Raw genomic sequence first — 3,774 nt, forward strand, 5'->3', positions numbered from 1 at the left:
CCGCGATGGCCGCGGGCCTGGCCGGCTCGCGCGTCCTGCACCGCTTCGGGCCGCGCGCCATGGTCGCCGGCGGCTTCGTGCTCACGGCGACGGCGGTCCTCGCGCTCACCGCGATGGGCCGCGAGGACCGGCCCGCCTTCCTCGTCGGCTGCTTCGTCGTCCTCGGCCTGGGCCTGGAGACCACGCTGTTCGGGGCGTACGAGTCGATGCTCGGCGAGGCCCCGGCCGGCGCGGCCGGCGGCGCGGCGGCGATCGGCGAGACCTCGTACCAGCTCGGCGCGGGCATGGGCATCGCGCTGCTCGGCAGCGTCATGAACGCGTTCTACGCGCCGGGAGTGGCCGGCGTCCCCGGCGTGCCCAGCGCGGCGGGCGCCGCGGCCGGCCACTCGCTCGGCGAGGCGTACCAGGTGGCCGACCGGCTCGGCGGGCCGCCGGGCGCCGCGCTGCGGACGGCGGCGCGGGGCGCGTTCGTGCACGGGCTGCACGTCACGCTCGCGGTCAGCGCGGTGATCCTGCTGGCGGGGGCGGTGGCGGCGCTGCGGCTGCCGGCGTCCGCGGACGGGGAGTAGCCCCGAGGCGGGTGGCCGGCCGGTGGGGATCACAAGATCCCGCTCTGGACGGAGCGGTTACCGGGCCGTAGCGTCTGGGGCGAGCCGGAGGACCGCACCCAGGTGGAGGGGGCCATGTCTGCTACGCCCGCCAGTCCCGACCAGCCCGTCGGAGCCGACCAGTCCGTCGGATCCGTACAGCCCGTCGGGCCCGCGAAGCCCGTCGCGTTCGACCCGCACGATCCGCTCGGCCTCGACGACCTGCTGACCGACGAGGACCGCGCCGTCCGCGCCACCATGCGGCAGTGGGCGGCCGACCGCGTCCTGCCGTACGTCGCCGAGTGGTACGAGCGCGGCGAGCTGCCCGGGATCCGCGAGCTCGCCCGCGAGCTGGGCTCCCTGGGCGCGCTCGGGATGTCGCTCACCGGCTACGGCTGCGCCGGCGCGAGCGCCGTGCAGTACGGGCTCGCCTGCCTGGAGCTGGAGGCGGCCGACTCCGGCGTGCGCTCCCTGGTCTCCGTCCAGGGTTCCCTGGCGATGTACGCCATCCACCGCTTCGGCTCCGAGGAGCAGAAACAGCGCTGGCTGCCGCCGATGGCCGCCGGCGAGACGATCGGCTGCTTCGCGCTCACCGAGCCCGACCACGGCTCCGACCCCGCCGGCATGCGCACCTACGCCAAGCGCGAGGCCGGCGGCGACTGGGTGCTCACCGGCCGCAAGATGTGGATCACCAACGGCTCGGTGGCCGGCGTCGCCGTCGTCTGGGCGCGGACCGACGAGGGCATCCGCGGCTTCGTCGTCCCCACCGACCGCCCCGGCTTCTCCGCGCCCGAGATCAAGCACAAGTGGTCGCTGCGCGCCTCGGTCACCAGCGAGCTCGTCCTCGACGGGGTGCGGCTGCCCGCCGACGCCGTCCTCCCGGAGGCCGTCGGGCTGCGCGGGCCGCTCGGCTGCCTGACCCACGCCCGGTACGGGATCATCTGGGGCGCGATGGGCGCGGCCCGCGCGAGCTTCGAGGCGGCGCTGGACTACGCGCGGACCCGGGAGCAGTTCGGCCGGCCGATCGGCGGCTTCCAGCTCACCCAGGCCAAGCTGGCCGACATGGCGGTGGAGCTGCACAAGGGGATCCTGCTCGCCCACCACCTGGGGACGCGGATGGACGCGGGGCGGCTGCGGCCGGAGCAGGTGAGCTTCGGGAAGCTGAACAACGTGCGGGAGGCGATCGAGATCTGCCGTACCGCCCGGACGATCCTCGGGGCCAACGGGATCTCGCTGGAGTACCCGGTGATGCGGCACGCGACCAACCTGGAGTCGGTGCTCACCTACGAGGGGACGGTCGAGATGCACCAGCTGGTGCTGGGGAAGGCGTTGACGGGGATCGACGCGTTCCGCTGAGGAGTGTTCCGCTGAGGGACGCGGGGCCTCTCGGGGAGCCCCGGGCTCGTCCTCAGGCGTCGGAGGCGTGCTCGTCCGACGCGTGAGGACACGCGGCCCGTACAGCCGCGTCGGCCGGGCCTGTCGCTGTGCGCGGGCCGGCCGGAGGGGTCAGCTCTGGTTGAAGAAGCCCCCGTTCACCCGGCCCACCGGCTCCCCGTTGACCACCTTGTAGTCGGCGGGGGTGAGCAGGAAGACCCGGTTGGCGACCCGCTCGATGGAGCCGCGGAGACCGAAGGTCAGGCCGGCCGCGAAGTCCACGACCCGCTTGGCGTCGCTCGGTTCCATCGCGGTGAGGTTGACGATCACCGGGACGCCCTCGCGGAACAGCTCGCCGATCCCGCGGGCGTCGCGGAAGCCGTCGGGGGTCACCGTGGCGATCCGGGTGCCCTGTTCCTGCGCCGTCTCGTCGGCGACCCGGACTCTCGGGTTGGTCGCCCAGGAGTCACCGGGCTCGGGCCCCTCGGCGTACTCGTCGTCGTAGTAGCGCTCGTCATCGCTGTCGTCGACGAGGCCAAGCCAGGCACTCGCCTTACGCACCGAACCCATGGACGCCTCCTCTCACACGCGGTGTGTTCCGCCCGCCCCTCTATGGTCGTCCATGATGCGGATGGTGTGCCAAGTGGATAGGGGCCAAGCGAGGATTTCGTGACGCATCTGGTGCAAAGCAGGTGGCGGTGCGTCAGAAACCCCGAAGCCCCCGAAGCGAGCCCCCCGCTCGGCCGTGACCGGCCTGTGCCGAGCCTATGGCTAGGATGCGCCAGTTGCTCGGCACCAACACGGGGGCGTCATTGTTCGGAATCATCAGGCCGTGTCGGCATCGGCTCTCGGAGACCATGCGGACGGAGTGGATGGCTCATCTGTGCGGTCTCTGCCTGGCTTTGAGGGGAGATCACGGGCAGTTTGCCCGAATAGCGACGAACTATGACGGATTGGTGATATCCGTCCTCGTCGAAGCGCAGTCCCCGCGGGCCGAAGAGGCGGCGGGGTGGCGGCGGAAGGCGGGTCCCTGCCCGTTGCGCGGGATGCGCACGGCGTCGGTCGCCACGGGGGAGGGCGCGCGGCTCGCCGCGTCCGTCTCCCTCGTCCTCGCCTCCGCGAAGCTGCGCGACCACGCCGCCGACGGGGACGGGGCGATGGCCCGCCGCCCGGTGGCGGCCGCGGCCCGCCGGGTCGCCGCCTCCTGGGACAAGGCGGGCGCCCGGACCGGCTCCGACCTGGGCTTCGACACGGCGCTGCTGGTCGACGCGGTCGAGCGGCAGACCGGCCTGGAGGCCCTGGCCGGGCCCGGCACCTCGCTGACCGCGCTCACCGAACCGACGGAGACCGCCACCGCCGCCGCCTTCGGGCACACCGCCGTGCTGGCCGGGCGGCCGGAGAACCGCGAGCCGCTGGAGGAGGCGGGCCGCCTCTTCGGACGGCTCGCGCACCTGCTGGACGCGGTCGAGGACCTGGAGGCCGACGCGGAGTCGGGGGCCTGGAACCCCATCGCCGCGACCGGCGCCGACCTCGCGGACGTCCGGCGGCTGTGCGACGACGCGGTGCACGGAGTGCGGCTCGCGCTCGGCGACGTCGCGTTCGCGAGCAAGGCCCAGGGGCGGCTCGCCCACCTCCTGCTCGTCCACGAACTCCCGCGCGCCGTCGACCGGGCGTTCGCCACGGAGGGGTGTGGGCATCCCGGGCATGGACAGGGGCACGGGCACGCGCACGGTTCCGCGTCGGGCCGGGAGGACACGGACGTGCGCGCCGCGTTCGGGCCGCCGCCCGTCATGCCGCCGCCGCCCGCGCCGCC

3 protein-coding genes and 1 pseudogene are annotated in these 3,774 nt (G+C 74.2%); 3 read left to right on the top strand and 1 reads right to left on the bottom strand.

Going from position 1 to position 3,774, the window contains the following annotated elements; all coding sequences use genetic code 11:
- Together JNW98_RS33920 and JNW98_RS33925 are read left to right on the top strand one after the other, a co-directional pair.
- A pseudogene (locus JNW98_RS33920) lies at nucleotides 1-569 on the top strand (MFS transporter); the annotation flags it as partial.
- A 114-nt stretch (nucleotides 570-683) separates the two neighbouring features.
- A complete protein-coding gene (locus JNW98_RS33925; protein WP_223772135.1) occupies nucleotides 684-1,943 on the top strand; it encodes an acyl-CoA dehydrogenase family protein in 1,260 nt (419 codons plus the stop codon).
- Nucleotides 1,944-2,093: 150 nt separating this feature from the next.
- On the opposite strand, the gene JNW98_RS33930 is transcribed toward JNW98_RS33925, so the two are convergent.
- Entirely contained in the window at nucleotides 2,094-2,531 is a 438-nt protein-coding gene (locus tag JNW98_RS33930) for a cell division protein SepF (RefSeq protein ID WP_223772136.1), read from the bottom strand.
- Between the two features lie 242 nt (nucleotides 2,532-2,773).
- Between JNW98_RS33930 and JNW98_RS33935 the strand changes: the two genes are divergently transcribed.
- The coding region (locus JNW98_RS33935) for a DUF5685 family protein (protein WP_223772137.1) at nucleotides 2,774-3,774 on the top strand (1,001 nt) is incomplete at its 3' end.

Origin of the sequence: Streptomyces huiliensis, from assembly GCF_020037025.1 — a bacterium.
Lineage (GTDB): Bacteria > Actinomycetota > Actinomycetes > Streptomycetales > Streptomycetaceae > Streptomyces > Streptomyces huiliensis.

What these genes read in the sequence shown, in the direction of transcription:
- JNW98_RS33925 (WP_223772135.1), top strand. Translation starts at nt 684, where the DNA reads ATGTCTGCTACGCCCGCCAGTCCCGACCAGCCCGTCGGAGCCGACCAG.
- JNW98_RS33930 (WP_223772136.1), bottom strand. Translation starts at nt 2,531, where the DNA reads ATGGGTTCGGTGCGTAAGGCGAGTGCCTGGCTTGGCCTCGTCGACGAC.